General features: G+C 64.0%; 22 protein-coding genes. 15 read left to right on the top strand and 7 right to left on the bottom strand.

All coding sequences use genetic code 11. The features are described from left to right. The first annotated feature begins 89 nt into the window (after nucleotides 1-89). Entirely contained in the window at nucleotides 90-890 is an 801-nt protein-coding gene (locus tag GJR96_RS10265) for an arylamine N-acetyltransferase family protein (protein ID WP_151162849.1), read from the top strand. Here the strand turns inward: GJR96_RS10265 and GJR96_RS10270 are convergent. The 7 genes from GJR96_RS10270 to GJR96_RS10300 all read right to left on the bottom strand — a co-directional run bounded on the left by GJR96_RS10270 (nucleotide 887) and on the right by GJR96_RS10300 (nucleotide 7,948). Beyond that, nucleotides 887-1,684: an HpcH/HpaI aldolase family protein gene (locus GJR96_RS10270; RefSeq protein WP_151162850.1), complete on the bottom strand. Its 798-nt coding sequence runs from the start codon at nucleotides 1,682-1,684 to the stop codon at nucleotides 887-889. The two genes, GJR96_RS10265 and GJR96_RS10270, sit on opposite strands and share 4 nt — an antisense overlap. A 236-nt stretch (nucleotides 1,685-1,920) precedes the next feature. After that, complete coding sequence (locus GJR96_RS10275; RefSeq protein ID WP_151162851.1) at nucleotides 1,921-3,630, bottom strand: formate--tetrahydrofolate ligase; 1,710 nt, start codon at nucleotides 3,628-3,630, stop codon at nucleotides 1,921-1,923. A gap of 122 nt (nucleotides 3,631-3,752) precedes the next feature. Beyond that, nucleotides 3,753-4,613, bottom strand: coding sequence for a bifunctional hydroxymethylpyrimidine kinase/phosphomethylpyrimidine kinase (gene thiD, locus GJR96_RS10280; protein ID WP_151162852.1), 861 nt, complete (start codon nucleotides 4,611-4,613; stop codon nucleotides 3,753-3,755). A gap of 3 nt (nucleotides 4,614-4,616) precedes the next feature. Then, on the bottom strand, nucleotides 4,617-5,441 hold the full coding sequence (thiM, locus tag GJR96_RS10285) for a hydroxyethylthiazole kinase (RefSeq protein ID WP_151162853.1): 825 nt from the start codon (nucleotides 5,439-5,441) through the stop codon (nucleotides 4,617-4,619). Further along, nucleotides 5,438-6,070 carry a thiamine phosphate synthase gene (gene thiE / locus GJR96_RS10290; RefSeq protein WP_191965843.1) on the bottom strand — a complete coding sequence of 211 codons (633 nt, stop codon included), beginning with the start codon at nucleotides 6,068-6,070 and terminating at the stop codon, nucleotides 5,438-5,440. The genes thiM and thiE overlap by 4 nt, the downstream gene beginning before the upstream one ends. A 106-nt stretch (nucleotides 6,071-6,176) precedes the next feature. Continuing rightward, nucleotides 6,177-7,013 (bottom strand): ABC transporter permease subunit, encoded by an 837-nt coding sequence (locus GJR96_RS10295; RefSeq protein ID WP_151162855.1) that lies wholly within the window; start codon nucleotides 7,011-7,013, stop codon nucleotides 6,177-6,179. Then, nucleotides 7,010-7,948 carry an ABC transporter ATP-binding protein gene (locus GJR96_RS10300; RefSeq protein WP_191965844.1) on the bottom strand — a complete coding sequence of 313 codons (939 nt, stop codon included), beginning with the start codon at nucleotides 7,946-7,948 and terminating at the stop codon, nucleotides 7,010-7,012. The genes GJR96_RS10295 and GJR96_RS10300 overlap by 4 nt, the downstream gene beginning before the upstream one ends. A 249-nt stretch (nucleotides 7,949-8,197) precedes the next feature. On the opposite strand from GJR96_RS10300, the gene GJR96_RS10305 reads away from it, so the two are divergent. The 14 genes from GJR96_RS10305 to GJR96_RS10370 all read left to right on the top strand — a co-directional run bounded on the left by GJR96_RS10305 (nucleotide 8,198) and on the right by GJR96_RS10370 (nucleotide 20,913). After that, nucleotides 8,198-8,782 (top strand): flavodoxin domain-containing protein, encoded by a 585-nt coding sequence (locus tag GJR96_RS10305; RefSeq protein ID WP_151162856.1) that lies wholly within the window; start codon nucleotides 8,198-8,200, stop codon nucleotides 8,780-8,782. Between the two features lie 59 nt (nucleotides 8,783-8,841). After that, entirely contained in the window at nucleotides 8,842-9,663 is an 822-nt protein-coding gene (locus GJR96_RS10310; protein WP_225317733.1) for a hypothetical protein, read from the top strand. A gap of 138 nt (nucleotides 9,664-9,801) precedes the next feature. Continuing rightward, nucleotides 9,802-10,614 carry a hypothetical protein gene (locus GJR96_RS10315; RefSeq protein WP_151162857.1) on the top strand — a complete coding sequence of 271 codons (813 nt, stop codon included), beginning with the start codon at nucleotides 9,802-9,804 and terminating at the stop codon, nucleotides 10,612-10,614. A gap of 83 nt (nucleotides 10,615-10,697) precedes the next feature. After that, entirely contained in the window at nucleotides 10,698-11,369 is a 672-nt protein-coding gene (gene tenA / locus GJR96_RS10320; protein WP_151162858.1) for a thiaminase II, read from the top strand. Nucleotides 11,370-11,487: 118 nt separating this feature from the next. Next, nucleotides 11,488-14,586: an FAD-binding and (Fe-S)-binding domain-containing protein gene (locus GJR96_RS10325; RefSeq protein WP_151162859.1), complete on the top strand. Its 3,099-nt coding sequence runs from the start codon at nucleotides 11,488-11,490 to the stop codon at nucleotides 14,584-14,586. A gap of 180 nt (nucleotides 14,587-14,766) precedes the next feature. Then, on the top strand, nucleotides 14,767-15,903 hold the full coding sequence (locus GJR96_RS10330) for a pyridoxal-phosphate-dependent aminotransferase family protein (RefSeq protein ID WP_191965895.1): 1,137 nt from the start codon (nucleotides 14,767-14,769) through the stop codon (nucleotides 15,901-15,903). A 128-nt stretch (nucleotides 15,904-16,031) separates the two neighbouring features. After that, a complete protein-coding gene (locus GJR96_RS10335) occupies nucleotides 16,032-16,313 on the top strand; it encodes a hypothetical protein (RefSeq protein ID WP_154326215.1) in 282 nt (93 codons plus the stop codon). A 47-nt stretch (nucleotides 16,314-16,360) separates the two neighbouring features. Beyond that, nucleotides 16,361-16,960 (top strand): hypothetical protein, encoded by a 600-nt coding sequence (locus GJR96_RS10340; protein ID WP_151162861.1) that lies wholly within the window; start codon nucleotides 16,361-16,363, stop codon nucleotides 16,958-16,960. A 114-nt stretch (nucleotides 16,961-17,074) separates the two neighbouring features. Beyond that, nucleotides 17,075-18,349, top strand: a complete 1,275-nt coding sequence (gene hisD / locus GJR96_RS10345) for a histidinol dehydrogenase (protein ID WP_191965896.1) — start codon at nucleotides 17,075-17,077, stop codon at nucleotides 18,347-18,349. A gap of 91 nt (nucleotides 18,350-18,440) precedes the next feature. Further along, nucleotides 18,441-18,806, top strand: coding sequence for a HesB/IscA family protein (locus GJR96_RS10350; protein ID WP_151162863.1), 366 nt, complete (start codon nucleotides 18,441-18,443; stop codon nucleotides 18,804-18,806). Nucleotides 18,807-18,846: 40 nt separating this feature from the next. After that, nucleotides 18,847-19,095, top strand: coding sequence for a DUF5816 domain-containing protein (locus GJR96_RS10355; protein ID WP_151162864.1), 249 nt, complete (start codon nucleotides 18,847-18,849; stop codon nucleotides 19,093-19,095). Between the two features lie 88 nt (nucleotides 19,096-19,183). Further along, entirely contained in the window at nucleotides 19,184-19,528 is a 345-nt protein-coding gene (locus tag GJR96_RS10360) for a DUF7116 family protein (RefSeq protein WP_151162865.1), read from the top strand. Nucleotides 19,529-19,570: 42 nt separating this feature from the next. Then, a complete protein-coding gene (locus GJR96_RS10365; RefSeq protein ID WP_151162866.1) occupies nucleotides 19,571-20,257 on the top strand; it encodes a hypothetical protein in 687 nt (228 codons plus the stop codon). Then, complete coding sequence (locus GJR96_RS10370; RefSeq protein ID WP_151162867.1) at nucleotides 20,254-20,913, top strand: hypothetical protein; 660 nt, start codon at nucleotides 20,254-20,256, stop codon at nucleotides 20,911-20,913. The genes GJR96_RS10365 and GJR96_RS10370 overlap by 4 nt, the downstream gene beginning before the upstream one ends. Nucleotides 20,914-20,980 lie beyond the last annotated feature (67 nt).

Here is a 20,980-nt window from a genome sequence, read left to right on the forward strand (position 1 = left end):
ACGTAGGGAGGGATGTCGGAACGCCGTCACCCGCGACGACTTCGGCCCTCCACTCCACACCCAACACGCCTTCGACACCCTCTCCACGTATGAATGCAGACGCCTACCTCGTCCGACTCGGACTCGACCCCGACGCGTTCGTGGAACCCACTCTCTCGGCCCTCGAACAGTTGCAGCGAGCTCACGTGCAGACGGTTCCGTTCGAGACACTCGCCGTCACCGGCGACCCCTTCGACGAATCCGACGACGGCGACGGCGTTCGCCTCGAACTCCCCCACCTCTTCGAGAAAATCGTCGAACGCGAGCGCGGCGGGTTCTGCTTCGAACTCAACGGTCTGTTCAACTGGTTGCTCTGTGAACTCGGATTCGACGCCGACCGAATCGCTGCCCGCGTCGTCGGCGACGACGGTGCAGGACGCCCACCGGCCAATCACCACGCGAACGTCGTCGAACTCGACCGGAGATACGTCGTCGACGTTGGGATGGGCGTCCCGACGATGCGGCGTCCACTCCCGCTCGATGGGACGGTCCGTACCGACGACGTGGGCGTCTCGTGGCGCGTCGTCGAGTGTGACCGACCGGACGAGACGTACACCACACAGTATCGAGTCGGGTCGGGCGCGGACTGGCAGGACAGATACTACTTCTCGGACACACCGCGGGAACTGACGTACTTCGAGGCGACGTGCGACTACCTCCAGTCGGCACCCGAATCGCCGTTCACCGGCGACCCCGTCGTCTCCCGTGCGAGCGACGATGGCTACGTCAAACTCAGGCCAGACAGTCTCATCCGGCACGTCGGGTCCGAGGAGACGGAGGACCCTGTCGAAGAGGGTGCGTGGCACGACGTCCTCGAACGCGAGTTCGGACTCCGATATCGAGTCGCCTAACCGGACCTCTCGCCCTCGTAGGCGTCGAACCACCCTTCGACGACGCCCTTGAGCGCGCCGGTCGTCGTTCCGAGATTGAGCATCTGGTAGTCGGTACTCGCTTTCTCGTTCACGTCGTCCATCCCGAATCCGAGGCCACCGACGGGCACGCCGGCGTCGACGGCGGTTGTCCGAATCGTCTCGACGGCCTCCTGCACCTTCGGATGGTCTATCTCGCCGGGGACGCCCAGCGAGACGGAGAGGTCGAACGGCCCGATGAACACGAATCCGAGTTCGGGAACGGCCAAAATCGCATCGAGGTTCGCCAGCGACTGTCGATTCTCGATGGTCACGCCGACGAGTGTTTCCCCGTCTTCGGTGGCGACGTAGTCGTCTGCGAGGCCCCAGCGCCGAGCACGCGGCGACGCGAGACCCCGGTCACCCGGCCCACCGTCGTATCGAAACCGCGACGAACGGACCGCAGTCCGAACTTCGTCGGCGGATTCGACGCGAGGGAGGAACACGTTCCTGACGCCGAGGTCCAACGCCTTCCGAACGAGTGTGGGGTCGGTGCTCGGCAGTCGGACGACTAACTCGGTTCCCGTGCGTTCCGCCGCGCGAAGCAGGTCTTCTATCGAACCGGCGTGCCACGGACTCGGTCCACCGTGTTCGAGGTCGACCCAGACGAAGTCGAGGCCGAGGTCACCGTAAAATTCGATGAGCGTCGGACTGTACGCGGTGTCGAGGACGCCGAGTGCGACGCCGCCTTCGTCGAAACGCGCGCGGAGCCCGTTCTGTTGTCGTGGCGCAACCATGCCAGTGGTACGACACGTATTCGGAAAAAGGGGCGTGACGACGAGAACAGGACTGTCGCGTTCTGGTCTCTCCTCAGACGTGCCACCGAGTCCGGCCGGGACCGGAATCAGAACCGAACCGTGACTGTGCCCGAGAGTAACGCCCTACCACCCCGATTCCGTGATTGCTAGCCGAGAAACTGCGGCGGACGAGCGCGAGGTGCCCGACTCGACGCAGGAGCGTCTCAGGCCCGTGTTCAGAACAGGCCGTGAATCGTCCCGTCGTCGTCAACGTCGATGTCGAGCGCGGCGGGGTGTGCCGGGAGTCCCGGCATCGTCATCACGTCGCCCGTGAGTGCGACGACGAATCCAGCACCTGCGGCGGGGTAGAGTTCGCGGACGTGGAGCGTCCAGTCAGTCGGTACCCCTGTGTTCGAGGCGTCGTCGGACAGCGAATACGGCGTCTTCGAGAGACAGACCGGAAGCGAGTCGAAGCCCTGTTCGGCGAGTCGGCCGAGGTCTTTCTCGGCTTGCTTCGAGAACGTCACGTCTGCCGCGCCGTAGACGCGCGTGGCGACTGCCGTAATCTTCTCGCGGAGTGAGTCGTCGAGTTCGTACGTCGGGCGGAGGTTCGCCTGGCCCGACTCGACCTGTTCACGGACGAGTTCGGCGAGTTCCGCGGCACCCGGTCCGCCCTCGGCGTGGGCCGTGGAGACTGCGGCAGGTATCTCACGGTTCGCGCACGCGTCGAGAATTGCATCGACTTCGGCGTCGGTGTCGTCGGGGAATCGGTTGACGGCGACGACGACGGGGAGACCGAAGTCCCGAATCGTGTTCACGTGGTGGAAGAGGTTCGGAAGACCGTCGCGGACCGCGTCGGGGTCGGGTTTCGCAAGCACGTCGAAGTCGGCCGGCCACATGTCGAGTCCGTGGCGCTTGAGGCCGCGAACCGTCGCGACGACGACGACTGTCTCCGGTGCCGCACCTTCGCGGGCGACGATGTCGAGGAACTTCTCTGCGCCGAGGTCAGCGCCGAATCCTGCCTCCGTGACGAGATAGTCTGTGTACGCGAGGCCAACGTCGTCGGCGACGAGCGTGTTGGTTCCGTGTGCGATGTTCGCGAAGGGTCCGCCGTGGACGAACGCCGGCACACCCTCGATAGTCTGGACGAGGTTGGGTCGCAGTGCGTCTCGAAGCAGGGCGCTGACCGCCCCGGTTGCACCGATATCGTCGACGGTGACCGGCGCGCCGTCGCGGTCTGACGCGACGACGATTCGGCCGACACGGCGACGAAGGTCTGCGAGGTCCGACGCCAGACAGAGGACGGCCATCAGTTCGGACGCCGCGGTGATGCCGAACCCGTCTTCTCGCGGCGGACCGTTGACGCTCCCGCCGAGTCCGACGACGGTCTCTCGGAGCGCTCTGTCGTTCACGTCGAGCGAGCGTGTCCACGAAATCCGGTCGACGTCGATGTCAAGTTCGTTTCCGTGGTGTACGTGGGCGTCCAGCATCGCCGAGACGAGGTTGTGGGCGGCCGTGAGCGCGTGGATGTCGCCGGTGAAGTGGAGGTTGATATCCTCCATCGGGAGGACCTGCGAATAGCCACCACCGGCGGCACCGCCTTTGATACCGAAGACGGGGCCGAGCGACGGTTCACGGACCGCGACGGCGACGTTCTCGCCGAGGTGGGAAAGTCCCTGCGCGAGACCGACGGAGATGACGGTCTTTCCCTCGCCTTTCGGTGTCGGCGTGATGCCGGTGACGAGGACGAGCGACCCATTTCGACCACGTTCACGGGCGGTATCGACCGCATCCTGCGTGAGTTTCGCCTTGTTCGACCCGTAGCGCTCGATATCCTCGGGAGCGAGGCCGAGTCGGGCGGCGACTGTCTCGATATCATCCAGTGTTGCTTCCCGGGCGATTGCCTCGTCGGATGGAATCTCGGATGTGAGTGTGGAGTGTGACATACTGGTCTCTGTCTGATAGTTCGGACAGAAGACGAATGAAAGGGGTTCGTGACTCTAAGAAGCCGAGAATCGAGGGAGAGAGACCCACACACGCCGGCGAGTGAGTCGGTCGCCGCAGTAGGTTACCCTGTCTCGTCGGGAGGCGTCCACCCATCTCCGAGGTCGACGAGGTGGTTCACGCTTCCCGGACCGGTACCAACGTCGGCAGGGGACGAGAGCGCGGCGTGTGTGAATGCGATTCCGTGCTGGACGGCCGACGCCAGGTTGTCGCCGTGGGCGAGTCGCGCGACGATGGCGCTGGAGAGCGTGCATCCAGACCCGTGGGTCGCTTCGGTGTCGATGCGCGGGTTGGTGTACGTCGTCGTCTCGTCGGGAGTGACGAGCCAATCGACGACGGTTCCGTCAGCAGTCTCGACGTGCCCGCCTTTCAGGAGGACGGCGTCGGCACCCCAGTCGAAGAATCGCTCCGCGACGGCCCGAACGTTCTCGGGGGTGTTTGGGACGACACCCGTCAGTTCGGCCGCTTCGTCCGCGTTGGGCGTCACGAGCGTCGCCTGTGCGAAGAGGTCGATGTAGGCGTCGATGGCGTCTGTTTCGAGTAACCGGTCGCCCGACGTAGAGACCATCACCGGGTCCACGACAATCGGTCCGTCGTAGTCGCGAAGGCAATCAGCGACCGTTTCCACCCCGCCAGCGGTGGCCAACATACCAAGTTTGACCGCACCGACGTCGAAGTCGCGGTGGACGGCGTCGAACTGGGCGCGGACCGCCTCGGTCGGAAGGACGTGCGTCCCGGCGACCCCCTGTGAGTTCTGCGCAGTCGCGGAGACGAGGACAGACCCACCGTAGACACCGAGGCGAGTCATCGTCTTGAGGTCCGCTTGGATTCCGGCCCCACCGCCCGAGTCGCTAGAGGCGATAGTGAGCGCGTACGGCGTCGTCTGAGGGGCAGGCGACGCTGTTCCTCGTGGTGTTTCGGTCACGGTTCACACCTCGATGCGCTCGATTCGGCCGGTCACGTCGGGCGCGGCGTCGGCGAGTCCCGCGACGGCGTCGAGGAAGGCAATCTTGTAACTCGCCGGGCCGTGGTACTCGCCGAACGACCCGTCTGCGGCCAGTTCGCCAGCGAGGCCGTACGAGGCAGTCGCAGAGAGCGCCGCCTGAAGCGTGTCGCCCATCGCCGCCGCGAAGACGGCGAGCGTCACCCCTTGCATGCACCCGGTTCCGACCACGTTCCCCATCATCGGGTGACCAGTGTGGATTTCGAACGCTTCCTCCTCGGTGGCGACGATATCCGTCTCGCCGGACGCGACGACCACAGCACCCGTCTTTCGGGCGCAGGCGATGGCCGACACGGCGATATCGCCGTACTCGCCGACGGACTCGACGCCACGAACCTCGGCGTCGTCGCCCGCGATGGCCGATATTTCGCCGTAGTTCCCGTTGAGAACGTCCACGTCGAGGTCCGTGACGAGACGGTCGGCGACGCGCGTTCGAGTCGGCGTCGCGCCGACCCCGACAGGGTCGACGACGAGTGGGACGCCGGTGTCGTTCGCCGCCTCGCCGGCGGTCAGCATCGTCTCTTCGCCCGTCGCACTCACGGTCCCCATGTTCAGGAGACACCCGTCGGCGATGGCGACCATGTCGGCGACTTCGCGCTCGTCGTCCGACATCACCGGCAACCCACCCCAGTGGAGGGTGATGTTCGCCACGTCGTTCACCGTCACTTCGTTCGTGACCGAGTTGACGAGCGGTGTCGCCTCCAAGACTGTCGAGAGTGCCGCTTCGAGAGGCACGTCGAGAGCGGTCATCGCTGTGTCCTCCCCGATTCGACCGCAGCAGCGAGACGGCGCGTCGCCGCCGCCGGGTCGTTAGCGGCCGTAATCTCTGAGATGACGGCGACACCGTCGGCACCTGCGGCGACGACATCGGCGGCGTTCTCCGCCGAGATACCACCGATGCCGACGAGCGGAATCGACACGGCGTTGGCGACTGCTTCGACCGTCTCCAGACCGATTTCGGTCTGTTCGACCGTGGTCTGCTTCGACGACGTTACGAAGACGGCACCGACGCCGAGGTAGTCCGCTTCTGCGTCCTCGGCGGCCTTCGCACCCGCGACAGTCGACACCGAGCGACCGATGATGGCGTCTGGGCCCAGTTGGGCACGCGCGACGTCGACGGGAACGTCGTCGTCGCCGAGGTGGACGCCGTCCGCGTCGACTGCGACGGCGATATCGACCCGGTCGTTGACGACGAGTGGGACACCGGCGTCGGCGGTCATCGCACGGAGTTCGCGGGCGAGGTGGTATCGCTCGCAGGCGGGGACGTTCTTCTCACGAAGTTGGACGACGTCGACGCCGCCCTCGAGTGCGGCCGAGACCACGTCCACCGTCGACCGCGCTTCGGAGAGGGTCGACTGAGTGACGAGGTACGTATCCATCGAGATATTCATTGGTTGTATTAGTCAGTGTTCGACCGGGCCGTGAAAACAGTTGTTGATGGATACCCAACACGAGTGGAGGGAGAGAGAGGGACCGGGAATCTCGTCAGTTGAGGTCGGTTCGCCGGAAGACGAGGTACCCGAGGACCAGTGGAATCGTGGTCCACGCCGCGAGGACGAGCGCGAAGACCCACCACTGCGCGTAGAACGGAACTGGGCCGCCGAGGAGTGCCTCCGCACCGGGTATCGCTGGATTGTTCGCACTCAGCACCGCGGTCACCAGCGCACTGTACGCGCCGGAGGGACTCAGTCCCTCGACGAGGATGTACCACGCTGGGACTGTCGACGACGGAAACTCACCGAGGACGACGAGGTGGGCCCCCTGTGGGACGAGGTCCCAGAGGAGTGCTAACCCGAGGTAGACGGCGATACCGAGCGTCATCGCTCGTGCACGAGTGGCCGTCGCGGCGGAGATACCGATAGCGATGCCGACGAAGGAGACACCGAGCGCAGCGGTCAGGAGTACAATCAGTCCGAACGTCGCGACGGGGAGTTCGCCGTAGACGAGGAAGGCGAGGAGGCCCGCGATGAGGACGCCGATGCCGACGCCGGCGACGACGACACCGCTCCGACCGACGAACTTTCCGAGGACGACCGTCCCACGGGCGGGTTTCAGGCCGAGCAAGAGGCGGAGACTCCCAGATTCACGCTCACCGGCGATGGCGAGGTAGGCCGCGACGAGCGAGACGATTGGGACGAGCATGGCCGCGAACTCCGTGGCCGCACCGAGTCCGAGGAGGACAGACCCGTCGAACTCCGGGATGAGAAGCGGCACGAGTGACGTGAGGCCCATGACGAGAGCGACGACGGTGACGAGTCCCCAGAGCAGTTTCGACCGGACCGCGTCGTCGAACTCCTTGGCCGCGATGACGGACCAACTCATCGTTCTGCCTCCACGGCCATCGGTTCGTCCACGGGGTGCGTGTACGCCGAAAACAGGTCTTCGAGCGACGTCTCGTGTGTCTCGATGTCGAGGATGCGACTACCTCCCTCTCGGACTCGGTCGACGAGTGTGACCTTCGAGGTTGGGTCTGTGCACGTCGCTTTGACGACGCTTCCGTCGAGTGCTACGTCGGTGATACCGTCGATGTCGTCGAACTCGACGCCGACTGGCGGCGTGTCGACGGCGAGCGTAATCGTCGCGCCAGTCCCGACCGCTTCGCGCAGGCCGTCGATGGTGTCGATGGCGACGAGTCGCCCACGCGAGAGGATGCCGACGCGGTCACACACCGCTTCGACCTGACTGAGGATGTGTGACGAGAAGAACACCGTTCCGCCCGCGTCGGCGTGGGACCGCGCCAGCGCTCGAATGTCGCGGATACCGTCCGGGTCGAGGCCGCTCGACGGTTCGTCGAGGATGAGTACGTCGGGGTCCCCGACGAGTGCCATGCCAAGTGCAAGGCGTTGACTCATCCCTTTCGAGTAGGTTCCAGCAGGTCGGGCCGCCGCATCCGCGTCCAACCCGACGCGAGCGAGAATCTCGTCTGGGTCGTCGTCGCTCTCCTTCAGTGAGATGGCGAATTCGATGTGTTTGCGCCCCGAGAGGCGGTCGTACAGACTGTACCCGTCGGGGAGGATACCGACGCGTTTGTGAACCGCTTCAGCCTCGTCTTGGGCGTCGTATCCGAGGATGGTCGCCGACCCCGAGGTGGGCCGGACGAAGTCCATCAGCATGTCGATGGTCGTCGATTTCCCGGCACCGTTCGGGCCGAGGAAGCCGAACACTTCTCCTTCTTCGACCGTCAACGAGAGGTCGGAGACTGCGTACACGTCGTGGCCGTACCGCTTCGTCAACCCAGTCGTCTCGATGGCGGGCACGGTCACCACGTCCCCCCGAGATGGTCGGGGCACTGAGGGTCGCTCCGATTTGGCCACTGTCGAGTCCAGAAGAGGTTCATGTCGGTAGAGACGGCTCTCACGAAGTAAATAGTCGCATCACATTCTCACCCCGTGGTAGGCTCGATTCCACGTGGCTCTCTGACCCGGTATGGTCGTCGTTCCCGGAGAGTGAGAGTCTGAAACGGCCATTATCCCCACTGACGACGAATAGTCACCCGGTGACCGCAGATGGCGTCATTCCTCGTCGTATACGGAAGTAGCGAAGGACAGACAGCGAAAATATCGGAGCGAATCGTAGACGTGCTTGCAGACCGTGGCCACGAGGCCACCGCCGTCTCCGCAGGTTCGGTTCCGACGGACGTAGACCCGGACGCGTTCGACGCGATACTCGTCGGGTCGTCGATTCACATGGGCAAGCACGCCAAGCCCGTCTACACGTTCGTCCGCGAGAACCGCGCGGCGCTCGAAGACCGGCCGAACGCGTTCTTCCAGGTGTCGATATCGTCTGCCAACCCGGACGACGAGGCACAGGCCCACGCAGCGACGTACGTCGATGAATTCATCGAAGGGTCTGGATGGCACCCAGACAGAATCGCCCTCTTCGGTGGCGCACTCCGCTACTCGAAGTACGGGTTCCTCACTCGAATCGTGATGAAGCGTATCGCGAGGGATGCGACCGGTGACACGGACACCTCGCGCGACTACGAGTACACCGACTGGGACGAAGTCGAGGCGTTCGCGGCGGACGTCGCATCACTGGTCGAGACTGGCGACGTGTCCGCGAGTGGCGAATCGGAGGGGACGCAGGCGTGAGGACAGCGGGGTCTGCCGTGCAGACTGATACTGCCGTGTCTCTCCCGAGGCCGTACGTCGTGGCGTCGGCTCTGACGCTCTCCTTAGCCGCCGCAGCGACGCTCGTCGGGTTGTTCGTCCCCGACTTCTACCGCGACGCGCCTGCGCTCGTCGCGCAGGTGTACGGACAGGACGCATTGACGCTCGTCGTCGCGCTTCCGGTCCTCGCGGGGTCGCTCTCGCTCGCACGTCGAGGGTCACAAAGCGGGTACGTCGTCTGGCTTGGCGTGACCGGATACCTCCTGTACACGTACGCCTCGTACGCGTTCATGACGGCGTTCAACGAACTGTACCTCGTCTACGTGGCCCTGTTCGCACTCACGCTGTTCACCTTCGTCGGCGGGATGCTCCGACTCGACGCCGTGGCGCTTCGTGAGCGAATGGGTGACCACCCAGTGCGCGCGTACGTCGTGTTTCAGGTGGTCGTCGCCGTCGTCGTTGCGGCACTGTGGCTTTCGGAAATCGTCTCCGCGACGCTGGGTGGAACCGTCCCCGTGAGCATCCATGAGATGGGCATCCCGGTGAACGTCATCCACACACTGGACCTCGCCGTCTTCGTTCCCGGCCTCGTCCTCGCTGCGTATTGGCTCTGGCGCGGTGACGCTCGTGGATACGCACTGACCGGCGTCCTCGTCGTCAAGGCGACGACGCTCGGATTGGCCGTCTTGTCGATGGTCGTCTTCATGGTTCGCGACGGCCACGCCATCGTCCTCCCACAGGTGATTATCTTCGCCGCGTTCAGTCTCGCCGGATTGGCGTTAGTCGGCAGATTCGTCACGGCCATCCGGGGCGCATCGCCGACGACGACGCGGACGACACAGACGAGCGGTGAGATTCGATAGACTGTGCGCGACGACGGACGTTCTCACCCACTTGGAACTGTGTGGTGAGTACATCCACTCACGGACGAAATACCAACCAACGAACGGGTATCCTCCCGAGCGCATCTATGCGCTGACTGGATTCAACTGGTGGTTACATTGAAAACACGCACACTCGGCATCGTGGTAGTCGTCCTCCTCCTCCTCGTCGCCGTCGTCGGTGGTGGTCTGTGGGCAGTCGGACGTCTCTCGTTCCTCGATTCGTACAGAAGCGAGTACGACTACACGGTCCGCGTCTCGGCAGACGAACCGATTTCGAACGTGACTATCTTCGTTCCGTTACCGGTCCACGACGGAACGTCGGACGTCGGCACCGTCGTCGAGACGCGCGAGTACTTGAAGCCCGATTCGTGGACGTACTCGGTCGTCGAGACCAGACACGGTCCGATGCTTCGGATTCAGGCAGACGAGATACCCGCTGAACCGACGTACCATCGGGCAGTCATCGAGAACGACCGGCTAGTGCGCTGGGAACAGATTCCGGTCGAAGAGTACGTCCAAAACGACTCTGAGACGGTTCGCGTCGAACACGACGCGGTCGAAGTCAACGCCGACCTGGCGACGAACCGGTCTATCGATACGAAATCGCCCGAACGGGCAGAGCCACTCCTCAACCCCCGGTCGAACGCACGGGCGGTCCCGTGTGAGTGGCCACACGACGCCGACGAGACACAGTGTTACTCGTACGACACCATGATCTTCGTCGAGTACGACGGTCCGGAGACGACGAACCTCACGGTGACGAGCGAACTCCGCGGGGGGAACTCGTGGTGGGTCGGCGGGTGGAATTTCAACGAGTACACCGACCGCGTCTACGTCTACGACCTCCCGGGCGACCAACAGGGGTGGGTCGTCGTCCAAGGCGAACTCCAGACGGGCGTCGGGAACTACCCACTAAACCCACCGCAGTAAGGCGGTCTTTACCCCTATATCGAATGTATTAATTAGTGATATTCGTCAGTTATATGTGCCGCAGGACGAATTGCGTTCCACCGATGGGATTCAGCGACCACCTCCTCGAAGTCGGTGCGGACCACTGGGACGCACAGAAAGAACACCCGTTCGTGGTCGAACTCGCCGAGGGAACCCTCGACGAAGCGGCGTTCCTCCACTGGGTGCGACAGGACTACCACTACCTTCTCGACTACGCGCGGACTTTCGCCCTTCTCGGAGCGAAGGCCGAAGACGAAGAGACGATGGCCCACCTCTACGGTGTCGCACACCGAGTCGTCGACGACGAGATGGACCTCCACCGCGAGTTCGCCGCCTCCTACGGGGTGTCCCCCGCTGACCTCGTGGCGACTGAGAAAGCGCCGACGTGTGTCGCGTACACCAACTACCTGCTCCGGGTCGCCCGTGAGTGCCCCCTCCCCGTCGGTGCGGCGGTCATCTACCCGTGTGGACAGGGGTATCTCGACATCGCAGACCACATGGCTGAACTGTCCGACGGCGACCACCGATACACGCCGTTTATCGAGAAGTACACGAGTGACGGGTTCCGCGACGCCGTCGCGTGGATTCGCGAGTTCGTCGACGAGATGGCCGAGGCGTACCCCGACCAACGCGACGCGATGGAAGACGCGTTCCGTCGAAGCACGAAACTCGAACACACCTTCTGGGAGATGGCTTACACCGGCGAGGAGTGGCCTACGACCGAAACAGCGTAACTTGGGGAGCGACGGCGGCGGTTGACCCCACAGACGACACCACCTCACCGCTACCGCTCGGGGCAAAGATGGCGGCGCGCACACACATTTTTCCCGTCTTACACAATTATACATTATAATGGCTGGTGGCGATGCTCCGCGGACGAACCGACACACGGAACCGACACACGGAACCGACCTGAGCGACTTCCAGCACTTCCAGGAGTCGCGCGACTACGAGGTGGTAGACGTAGACGAGTACGCCGGATTGGCCGACGACTTGCGTAGTGCCGTCAGCGGTGAGGTTCGGTTCGACGAGTACGCACAAGTGCTGTACGCCACCGACGGGTCGATTTACGGGGCACGTCCCGCGGGTGTGGTCATCCCCGAGACGGTGGACGACGTGACGGCGGCCATCGAAATCGCCGGCACCCACGACGTGCCGATTCTCCCGAGAGGTGCTGGGTCGTCACTGGCGGGACAGACCGTTGGCCCGGGATGCGTCGTCCTCGACTTCTCGAAGTACATGGACGACATCGTGGATATCGACCCGGAGAACCGACGCGCGACGGTGCAACCCGGCGTGGTTCAAGACGACTTGGACGACAGACTCGCCGAGTACGGATTGAAGTTCGCACCCGACCCGGCGTCGTCGAATCGCGCGACTATCGGCGGCGGTATCGGAAACAACTCGACCGGTGCGCACTCGGTCCGGTACGGCATCACCGACGCCTATACCGAGGAGTTACAGGTGATACTCGCGGACGGGTCGCAGATTCACACGCGCGACGTGGTCGTCGACAGCGACGAGTGGGACGAAATCGTGGGAAAAGACGACCGAGAAGCGGCACTGTATCAGACCGTCAGGCAACTCGTCGAGGACAACGAAGACGAACTCGAACGACGGTATCCGACGCTCAAACGCTCCGTCTCGGGCTACAACCTCCACAAGGTGGTCTTCGAGAACGACGCCGGCGAGACAGTCATCAACCTCTCGAAACTCTTCGTCGGCGCAGAAGGGACACTCGGCGTCGTCGTCGAAGCGACTGTATCTCTCGTGACGGTTCCCGAGGAGACGGCACTCGTCCTCTACGCCTACGACGACCTGATAGACGCGATGGCGGCCGTTCCCGACGCACTCGACTTCGACGCCAGCGCCGTCGAACTCATGGACGACGAGGTGTTCAGGATGGCCAGCGAGTCGAGCGAGTACGCGCAGTACGTCGAGCAAATCCCGGACGGGACGGCGGCGACGCTGATGTTGGAGTTCGACTCCGAACTCCACGACGACTTCGAGGCGGCCATCGAAGCGGCCAACGACCACTTCCTCCAGTCGGGGTCGGACGATGGCAACGCCTTCGAGGCCATCGAAGCGTACACCGACGAGGCACAAGCCGACATCTGGAAACTCCGGAAGGCGGCGATTCCGTTGCTCATGTCGCTGCAAGGCGACCCCAAGCCGTATCCGTTCATCGAGGACGCGAGCGTCCCGCCCGAAGAACTCGCCGAGTACGTGCAGTCGTTCGAGGACGTCCTCGACGACCACGGCACGTCGGCGGCGTACTTCGCCCACGCCGGGTCGGGAACGCTCCACATCCGGCCCATCCTGAATCTGAAAGACACCGACGGCATCGAGACGATGCACTCGATTACCGACGACGTGACCGACCTCGTGTTGGACCACCACGGTGCGTTTTCGGGCGAACACGGTGACGGCATGGCCCGAACCGAGTGGAACCCGAAGATGTACGGACCCGAACTCTGGGAGGCGTTCAAGCAACTGAAGTCGGCGTTCGACCCCGACTGGCGAATGAATCCCGGGAAGGTGGTCTACCGCGACGACGACCCGGCGGATATGCGCGAGAATCTCCGCTACGGCGCGACGTACCAGTCGCTCGAACCCACGACTGCCCTCGACTTCGACGACGAAGGTGGGTTCTCACACCTCGTGGAGTTGTGCAACGGGTGCGGGACCTGCCGCCAGACCGGGTCGGAGACGATGTGTCCAACCTATCGAGCGTCGAAGGACGAAGCGGAGACGACGCGTGGGCGGGCGAACATGCTCCGTGCGGCCATCAGCGGCGACCTGCCCGAAGACGAACTCTACACCGACCGGTTCCAAGAGGAGGTTCTCGGCCTCTGTGTCGGGTGTAAGGGGTGTAAGAACGACTGTCCGACCGGCGTGGACCTCGCGAAACTCAAAGCCGAGGTCAAGCACAAACACCACCAAGAAGAAGGGTCGTCCCTCCGTGAACGCCTCTTCGCGCAGATAGACAACGCGGCGAAACTCGGGAGTGCACTCGCACCAGTGTCGAACTGGGCGGCGAGTGTTCCGGGTGCGCGAACCGTGATGGACCGACTCTTCGGTATCGCGCCGGACCGAGAACTGCCGGCGTTCACCCACCACTCCCTCGAAGACTGGATGTCGTCGCACGACCCCGCCGTCTCCGCCACCGAGGCGACACACAAGGTGCTCTTGTTCCCCGACACCTACACGAACTACGTCACGCCAGAGATTGGCCGGGCGGCAGTTCGGACGTTGGAGGCGGCAGGCGTCCACGTCCAGTTGGCAGAGAACGTCGCCCCCAGCGGACGCGCGGCGTTCTCCGGTGGGTTCCTCGACCTCGCACAGGGGCGGGCCGCCCGAAACGTCGAGACGCTCGCTCCGCACGTCGAGGATGGCTGGTCAGTGGTGTTCACCGAACCCTCGGACGCCGTGATGTTCCAAGACGAATACTACGACCTACTCGACCACCCATCCGTCGCAGACGTTGGCGCGGCGGCCTACGGCGTCATGGAGTTCCTCGACGTGTATCGACTGGACGACTCGCTCCCGATTCGAGGACGAGACGACGCGACTGGCGCGGGGTCGGCGGGCGGCCCAAAGGCCGTCGTCGACGGCGGTGCAGTCGAATCGCTGACCTACCACGGCCACTGTAACCAGAAGGCGCTGAACAAAGACCACCACGCAGTCGGCGTCCTGCGCCGGGTCGGGTACGAGGTGGACCCACTCGATTCGGGATGCTGTGGAATGGCCGGCAGTTTCGGCTACGAGACCGAACACTACGACCTCTCGAAGGCAATCGGACGCATCCTGTTCGGGCAGGTCGACGACAGTGACGGCGACACCGTGGTCGCACCGGGCGCGTCGTGTCGAACGCAACTCGAAGACCGAGATACGGACGCGTCACGGCCACCACACCCAATCGAGAAGGTGGCCGAGCGAATCATCGGGTGAGTCGACCGACGAAGGACAGACTCGTCACCGACTGCGCTCACTCTCGAACGTCTTTCTCGCGTATCTACCGGCACTCCGTTCGCTTTCCCTATGTTTTTAGCCCAGTGGGGAGGCACGTCATCGTAGACCATGCCGAATGCACCAGATGTCGGCGAACTCACGCCGCCAAATCGGACGCTGATGGGCCCCGGACCGAGCGACGTACACCCCCGCGTGCTCCGGGCGATGTCGACGCCGCTGGTCGGGCACCTCGACCCGTCGTTCATCGACATCATGAACGAGGTTCAAGAACTCATGCGCTACACGTTCCGAACCGACAACCAGTGGACGATTCCCGTCTCTGGGACCGGGTCGGCGTCGATGGAGGCGGCCATCGGCAACCTCGTGGAACCGGGCGACACGATGCTCGTCCCGACGAACGGGTACTTCGGTGGCCGGATGGAGGCGATGGCCGAACGCGCCGGTGGGAACGTCGTCCACGTCGACGCGCCGTGGGGCGAACCCCTCGACACCGCCGACGTGCAGGAGGCATTCGACGAGTACCAACCCGACGTGTTCGGGTTCGTCCACGCCGAGACCTCGACCGGTGTCAAGCAACCGCACGTTCAGGAACTGACGAGCATCGCTCACGACCACGACGCACTCGTCGTCTCCGACACCGTCACTTCGCTGGGCGGCGTCGAACTCGAAGTCGACGACTGGGGCATCGACGTGGCGTACTCCGGTCCGCAGAAGTGTCTCTCGTGTCCACCGGGTGCGAGTCCGCTGACGCTCAACGACCGTGCGATGGACAAAGTCCTCTCCCGTGAGGAGGCACCGCGTTCGTGGTACCTCGACCTCTCGCTGCTCGAAGGTTACTGGGGCGAAGACCGGGCGTACCACCACACTGCACCCATCACCAACGTCTACGCAATCCGCGAAGCGCTCAGACTCGTCGCCGAAGAGGGTATCGAGAATCGCTGGGACCGTCATCGTCGCGTCGCAAGCGCCCTCAAGGCCGGCGTCGAAGCGATGGGTCTCGGGCTGAACCCCGAAGACGAATACTGGCTCCCGAGCCTCAACGCCGTTCTCGTCCCCGACGGCGTGGACGCAGGCGAGGCCATCAGCTACGTCCTCGAACACTACGACCTCGAAATCGCGGGCGGTCTCGGCGCACTCGCCGGCGACATCTTCCGTATCGGATGCATGGGCTACTCCGCCAAGCCCAAGAACGTCTCGTACCTCGTGACCGCACTCGGTGAGGCACTCGAAGCGCAAGGCGCGGACGTAGACGTGGATGCCGGGTTCGCGGCGATGCGCGCGCAACTGAACCAGTAACGGGGCGTTACTCGCGGATAATCCGCGTTAATCCGGTTCAACCGTCGGCCGAACCGGTGCAAATCGACACGCACTGTCTCCTCCCTTCATCACCCTCCCGTCGTGAGTGGCGACCGGAGCGAATCACGATGAAACGACGAACTATCGTCGGCGTCGCACTCGCCGTCCTCGTTGCGACTGCGGGTGTCGCCGCCGCGACGCCAAGTACAGGTGCGAGCGAATCGACGACGAACCCGAACCCGAGCGACGCCGGCCAACAGAGTCCGCCGAGTAAGTTGCCCGAGCAGGTTCCCGACTTCGTGTCCGCCATCCACGAGACGGTAACCGAGTACGTCGACGGCGCGCTCGATGGCGCGCTCGGCCCCGTCGTGAGTGACCACGCCGAGTCGTCGCACCCCGCCGAGAACTGACTTTTTGACCGACGGTTACTCCCCAAACGAACACGTATCACACACCTATGAAACGGTCCCTCCTCGTCGCCTCGACGGTCGTCCTCCTCGTCGCCGCCGGCGTCGGTGTGGCGTTCGTGGCTGGCATCGGCCCATTCGCCGACGGGTCTGACGCCGGAGACCAATCGACCGACCCGTTCCCGACGCAGACGGCGACGCCCACGAGTGATGGCAGTGGAAGTACCGAAGAAAGCGAGACAGACGGCGGGACCAGCGGTGGTGACGCAACGAGTACGAGTACCGCGACGACGGCAGAACCGGTCGACCCGTTCGCGTTCACCATCGTTCGTATCGAGGAGTGTGGACAGACCTGCCGTGACGTGACGAGTACGCTGACGAACCAGCAAGAGACGGGTGCGACTGGTGTCACCGTCTACAGTCGTATCTTCGCCGGCAATAGCACCGCCTCGGACGACGAGATTTGGCGCGGGAGCGAATCGGTCGGTGACCTCGACGCCGGCGAGTCGTACACGACGACCAGACGTGTCGAACTCTCGTTCTCCGAGGCGTTCGCCGTCCAGCAAGCAGATGGATGGATTACGATTCAGACGACGATTCAGACCGACCAACAGACCGTGACGTACACGGAACGTCGGGACGTCATCTAACTACTGGGGCGCTGTCAGCGCACGGTTCGGTCACGTGGTGCGGTAACGGTTCGCCGTCAGGGCCACCGCTTCCGCAACGTCTTTTCGCGCCGACGCCGAACGCCGCCTATGAACATCGAGGTTCGCGAACTTGCCGGTCTCGGCCCGGACGCCCGCCGCGCCTTCTTCGAGCGTGACGCCGGCGTCGCCGAGGTGCGGTCCGACGTCCGCGACATCGTCGAACGCGTCCGAACCGAGGGGGACGTCGCCCTCCGCGAGTTCTCCCGCGAGTTCGACGGCGTCGAAGTCGGAAACATCGACGTGAGCGACGCGGCGGAACGCGCGTACGAGGAAATCGACGACGACGTACGCGACGCAATCGAGACGGCGGCGGCGAATATCCGCGAGTTCCACGAACGACAGGTTCCCGAGGACTGGCGCGAGGAGTTCGACGGCGGCAGAGAACTCGGCCGTCGCTACCGACCGCTCGAACGGGTCGGCGTCTACGCGCCCGGCGGCACCGCGGCGTACCCGTCGAGCGTCCTCATGGGCGTCATCCCCGCGAAGGTGGCCGGCGTCGAACACGTCGCCGTCGCCACCCCGCCCGCCGACCCGATGAACCCCGTCACGTTGGCCGCGATGCACGTCGCTGGCGCGGACGCGGTGTACTCGGTTGGCGGCGCACAGGGCATCGCCGCACTCGCCTACGGGACCGAGACAGTCAAAGCCGTCCAGAAGGTGGTCGGACCGGGTAACAAGTGGGTGACCGCCGCGAAGGCCGAAGTCCGCGGCGACGTGGACATCGACTTCCTCGCCGGCCCATCCGAAGTCCTCGTCGTCGCCGACGAGACGGCGGACCCGCGATTCGTCGCGGCGGACCTCGTCGCGCAGGCCGAACACGACCCGAACGCCTCCGTCGTCGCCGTCACGGACGACGCCGACGTCGCCGAGGAAATCGTCGCCGAAGTCGAACGGCAGGCCGCCGAACGCGAACGTGTCGAGACCATCGAAGCGGCACTGGAGAACGACGCGTCGGGCGTCCTCCTCGCCCGGTCGATGTCCGAAGCGGTCCTCTTCGCCGAAGAGTACGCCGCAGAACACCTGTCGATTCAGGCCGACGACGACGAAGCACTCTTAGACCGCATCGACTCGGCGGGGAGCGTCTTCCTCGGCCCGTACACGCCCGTCGCCGCCGGCGACTACGCCTCCGGGACGAACCACGTCCTCCCGACCGGTGCCGGCGCGAAGCGGCAGGGTGGCCTCTCTGTCGACCACTTCGTTCGCTCGACGACGGTCCAACGACTCGACCACGACGCCCTCGAGGGTCTCTCGGAGACCATCACGACGCTCGCCGAGGCAGAAGGACTCGACGCCCACGCCCAGAGCGTCCGCGAGCGATTCGACCAGTAGCGAGCCACTGCGTTGGGTGACGAGGGGGTAACGAGATGGTCGGGTTGACCCCGGCGCCACAGTTATCCGTTCCCACAGTATAACGGGTAGTATGAGCACGGAATCCGCGACCGGAAGCGGCGACGCGGGTATCACGGTCACGCCCGACGCCGCGGACGAGGCCATCTCGCTCCTCGAAGGCGAGTCGATGGACACCGACGTTGCCGGTCTCCGTCTGTTCGTCCAACAGGGCGGGTGCGCCGGCCTCTCGTACGGAATGCGGTTCGACAACGAACCCGAAGACGACGACACGGTCGTCGAACAACACGGTCTGCGCGTCTTCGTCGACCCGGCGAGTATCAACTACATCGGCGGGTCGACGCTCGCCTACGAGGGCGGACTGCAAGGTGCAGGGTTCCACGTCGAGAACCCGAACGCGACGAGCAGTTGCGGGTGCGGCGAATCCTTCCGAACGTAGGCCCAGACTTCTTAAGCCACTCGCCCGCGAATCGAGGTACATGGCCGACTTACAATCACAGACCGTCGACAGCGGAAAGACCGTCTACGTCGCACAGGACGAAGTCGAACGCGGGTCGAAGGGGCCGTTCTACGTCGTCTACGCCACCGACGACGCAGAGAACCGATGGGGATTCCTCTGCGGCAACTGCGACTCGTTCAACACGGCGATGGATACGATGGGGCGAATCGAGTGCAACGAGTGTGGAAACGTCCGAAAACCGGACGAGTGGGACGCCGCACACGAGTAGAATCGTCTGTGCAACCGAACATTCGTTGACAATTGGTACGGTATGCCGTGACAACCTTTATCAAGGGCGCTAGTGTAGATAGACTTGCATGGCCCAGGCTTCGATGCCCCCTGTTCAGGAGGCTCGGTCGATATTCGGCCGGCTGGGGTACACCGTCTCGGGGGACGGACCCCAACTGCTGGCCGAACACAAGTGGCGTACGGTCCAAGTGACCGCACTGAGCTCGCGCGAAGCGTCTGAGTGCCGACCGGTACTTACAGACGGCGGAGACGAGAACGGATATCGACTCCGCTGCTTCGTGACGTGGGACGACCACATCGACGCGCTCACAGAGCGCCTCCGTGGTGTCGACCTCCCGTACGAGTGGGCCATTATTGGTGTGTCGAACGGTGGGGGAGACGACTACGAAGTCGTTCGCGGCGTGAACACCTAACCGCGCCCAAACGTTTTCTCACCCCATCGCTAACGGATGGGTATGCCGCAGACCACGCAGTCGGGGCTTCGTCAGTTTGTCCGTAACAAACGGCTCAACGCGGCCCTCTCGTGGTTATTCGTTGGATTTCTCGTAGCAGTCGCTATCGGGAGTGTCGTCGCCAACGACGACCTCGTCTGGGGTGGGTTCGCGGCCATCGTCGCTATCCTGACCGTGGTCCCAGCGATTGCGTTCCGTGAACCGCAGGCGATGCTCCCGTGGGAGGTGGTCGCACTCGCGTCTTTCCCACTCGTCGCTCGGATACTCGTCACGGGGCAGACGATTGGCGGACTGACGTTCACGGGGCGCGTCTCGACGTACCTCGCCGTCGCCGCAGTCGCCCTCATCATCGCCGTCGAGTTAGACGTGTTCACGCCGGTTCGGATGAACCACTCGTTCGCCGTCTTCTTCGTCGTCATCGCGACGATGGCCGCCGCTGGCGTCTGGGCGGTGGTCCAGTGGTTGTCCGACCTCTACCTCGGGACGCGCCTCCTGTTGAACGGCCGACCCGAGGACGTCGTCGAGACGGCGCTGATGTGGGACTTCGTGGCCGCGACAGTCGCCGGACTCGCCGCCGGATTACTGTTCGAGTACTACTTCCGCCGCCGGGCAGATTCGAGACAGCGCCTCCCGGCAGATGTCGTCGAAGCAGCAGAGATGGTCGAACCCGACGGAGGGGAGTCACCGTGAAGATTCGGACGAGACTGCACATCGACGCGAACCGCCAACAGCAACTCGCGCGAGCGATGCAACTGATTCTCGTCGGTCTCATCTTCATCGGACTCGACCGGCGGAACCTCGGTATCGTCGTCAACGCGTCCGTCGGACTCGGTGTGACCTATCTCCCGGCGATACTCGAACGCGACTACCGCATCCCGATGGACGCCGGGTTGACGCTCTGGATTTCTGCTGCCGCGTTCCTCCACGCAGTCGGCACCGTCGGCGTCCCCGGTTCCGAGACGAGTTTCTACGCCGGCGTCTGGTGGTGGGACCACCTCACGCACGCACTCTCGTCGTCCGTCGTGGCCGCCGCCGGGTACGCGACGATTCGGGCCGTCGACCAGCACACCACCGCTATCTACCTCCCCGGCAGGTTCATGTTCGTCTTCATCTTGTTGTTCGTCCTCGCGTTCGGCGTCTTCTGGGAGGTCATCGAGTTCGCGATTTCCCGCGTCGCCGCTCTCGCAGGGACCACGTCGGTGCTGACGCAGTACGGACTCGAAGATACGATGTTGGACCTCGTCTTCGACACTGTCGGTGGGTTAGTGGTGGCACTCTGGGGGACCGCACACCTCACCGACGTGGTCGGTGCGATTCGGTCGCGTCTGGACAAATCCACACAGTAACACGGCGGCGACACCGTTCGTCGACCACCAACTCCGCCGTTACAAATTTGTAGTTACGTTGAGATTT

The sequence above is a fragment of the Haloferax litoreum genome, assembly GCF_009674605.1.
In the GTDB taxonomy this organism is placed as follows: Archaea; Halobacteriota; Halobacteria; order Halobacteriales; family Haloferacaceae; genus Haloferax; species Haloferax litoreum.

Coding starts and splice junctions, on each gene's coding strand:
- GJR96_RS10365 (WP_151162866.1), top strand. CDS start 19,571: ATGCCGCAGACCACGCAGTCGGGGCTTCGTCAGTTTGTCCGTAACAAA.
- GJR96_RS10360 (WP_151162865.1), top strand. CDS start 19,184: ATGGCCCAGGCTTCGATGCCCCCTGTTCAGGAGGCTCGGTCGATATTC.
- GJR96_RS10305 (WP_151162856.1), top strand. CDS start 8,198: ATGGCGTCATTCCTCGTCGTATACGGAAGTAGCGAAGGACAGACAGCG.
- GJR96_RS10350 (WP_151162863.1), top strand. CDS start 18,441: ATGAGCACGGAATCCGCGACCGGAAGCGGCGACGCGGGTATCACGGTC.
- thiM (WP_151162853.1), bottom strand. CDS start 5,441: ATGACCGCTCTCGACGTGCCTCTCGAAGCGGCACTCTCGACAGTCTTG.
- GJR96_RS10275 (WP_151162851.1), bottom strand. CDS start 3,630: ATGTCACACTCCACACTCACATCCGAGATTCCATCCGACGAGGCAATC.
- thiE (WP_191965843.1), bottom strand. CDS start 6,070: ATGGATACGTACCTCGTCACTCAGTCGACCCTCTCCGAAGCGCGGTCG.
- tenA (WP_151162858.1), top strand. CDS start 10,698: ATGGGATTCAGCGACCACCTCCTCGAAGTCGGTGCGGACCACTGGGAC.
- GJR96_RS10295 (WP_151162855.1), bottom strand. CDS start 7,013: ATGAGTTGGTCCGTCATCGCGGCCAAGGAGTTCGACGACGCGGTCCGG.
- GJR96_RS10355 (WP_151162864.1), top strand. CDS start 18,847: ATGGCCGACTTACAATCACAGACCGTCGACAGCGGAAAGACCGTCTAC.
- GJR96_RS10335 (WP_154326215.1), top strand. CDS start 16,032: ATGAAACGACGAACTATCGTCGGCGTCGCACTCGCCGTCCTCGTTGCG.
- GJR96_RS10330 (WP_191965895.1), top strand. CDS start 14,767: ATGGGCCCCGGACCGAGCGACGTACACCCCCGCGTGCTCCGGGCGATG.
- GJR96_RS10270 (WP_151162850.1), bottom strand. CDS start 1,684: ATGGTTGCGCCACGACAACAGAACGGGCTCCGCGCGCGTTTCGACGAA.
- GJR96_RS10265 (WP_151162849.1), top strand. CDS start 90: ATGAATGCAGACGCCTACCTCGTCCGACTCGGACTCGACCCCGACGCG.
- GJR96_RS10340 (WP_151162861.1), top strand. CDS start 16,361: ATGAAACGGTCCCTCCTCGTCGCCTCGACGGTCGTCCTCCTCGTCGCC.
- GJR96_RS10325 (WP_151162859.1), top strand. CDS start 11,488: ATGGCTGGTGGCGATGCTCCGCGGACGAACCGACACACGGAACCGACA.